This is a genomic window from Bradyrhizobium macuxiense (assembly GCF_001542415.1).
In the GTDB taxonomy this organism is placed as follows: Bacteria; Pseudomonadota; Alphaproteobacteria; order Rhizobiales; family Xanthobacteraceae; genus Bradyrhizobium; species Bradyrhizobium macuxiense.
The window spans coordinates 51,548-53,145 of sequence record NZ_LNCU01000049.1; the positions used below are offsets into that span (position 1 = coordinate 51,548).

Below are 1,598 nucleotides of genomic sequence, written 5' to 3' on the forward strand. Positions count from 1 at the left end.
TCCGATAACCCGGCGGGTGCACCTTCCCCTTTTCCCGAGCTTGCGGTCGCGATCGAAAGCGAGCGGCGGCGCGGCCGGGGCGCGCAGTCCAATGCCAGCGGCCGTTACGAGGCCGAGGCGCGGGTCGCCTTCGACGACGGCTGGCATAGCCTCGACGACCTGCCGCCGTTCAAGACGTCGGTGGCGATCGACACCTCGCGCAAGGTGATCACCCGCAACGACTCCCCCGACATCGGGTTCGATCGCTCGATCAATCCCTATCGCGGCTGCGAGCACGGCTGCGTCTACTGCTTCGCGCGACCGACCCACGCCTATCTCGGCCTGTCGCCGGGCCTCGACTTCGAATCGAAGCTGCTCGCCAAGCCCGATGCGCCGGAATTGCTCGAGAAGGAGCTGGCGGCGCCTGATTATGAAGCGCGGATGATCGCGATCGGCACCAACACCGATCCCTACCAGCCGATCGAACGCGAGCGGAAGATCATGCGCGGCATCCTCGAGGTGCTGGAGCGGGCCGGCCATCCGGTCGGCATCGTGACCAAGTCGGCGCTGGTGACGCGCGACATCGATATCCTGTCGCGCATGGCCAAGCGCAATCTGGTCAAGGTCGCCCTCTCGGTGACGACGCTCGACGCGAAGCTCGCCCGCACCATGGAGCCGCGCGCCTCGACCCCGCCGAAGCGGCTCGAGGCGATCAAGCGGCTGGCCGAGGCCGGCATCCCGACCACGGTGATGGTCGCGCCCGTGATCCCGGCGCTGAACGACTCCGAGATCGAGCGTATCCTCGACGCCGCGTCGCATGCCGGCGCCAGGGAGGCGAGCTACGTGCTGCTGCGCCTACCGCTGGAGGTCCGCGACCTCTTCCGCGAATGGCTGATGTCGAACTATCCCGACCGCTATCGTCACGTCTTCACGCTGATCCGCGACATGCGCGGCGGCCGCGACTACGACTCGCAATGGGGTACGCGGATGAAGGGCACCGGGCCGATGGCCTGGATGATCGGCCGCCGCTTCGAGATCGCCTGCGAGAAGCTCGGCCTGAACAAGCGGCGCACCAAGCTGACCACGGACCACTTTGCCAAGCCGAAGCGCAACGGGCAGCAGTTGAGCTTGTTTTGACCCTACGAAGAAGTCGACGACGTCACATACGAAGTGAGTGCCAGCATGAGTAACACCGCCGCCACCCCGACCCCACGCTTCACCGTCCTCACGCTCGGCGTCAACGACATGCGCGCCAGTATCGCCTTCTACGAATCGCTCGGCTTCACCAGGAAGATGCGCGCGACCGGCGAGGAGGTCGCCTTCTTCGAGACCGGCGGCAGCGTGCTCGGGCTGTTCCCGTGGCATCTGCTGGCCGCTGATGCCGCACTGCCCGATCAGCCGCGACCGGCGGCATTCCATGGTGTCGCGATTGCGTGGAACTGCTGCGACGATGCGGAGGTCGATACCGTCATGACGTTCGCGCTCTCGAAAGGTGCCAGGCTGCTGAAGCCGGCGCAGCCGACCAGCTATGGCGGCTATTGCGGGTACTTCGCCGATCCCGACGGCCATGCCTGGGAAGTCGTCCGCGCGCCGGGCTTCGAGGTCCGCGACGACCGGCG

Annotated in this window: 2 protein-coding genes; both read left to right on the plus strand. The window is 66.7% G+C overall.

Annotated features, from left to right (window positions below; all coding sequences use genetic code 11):
* A partial coding sequence (locus AS156_RS17465; protein ID WP_245312893.1) for a PA0069 family radical SAM protein occupies positions 1–1,116 on the plus strand: 1,116 nt, incomplete at its 5' end.
* Positions 1,117–1,161: 45 nt separating this feature from the next.
* Positions 1,162–1,598, plus strand: a 437-nt coding sequence (locus AS156_RS17470) for a VOC family protein (RefSeq protein WP_066506683.1), incomplete at its 3' end; no start/stop codon positions are given.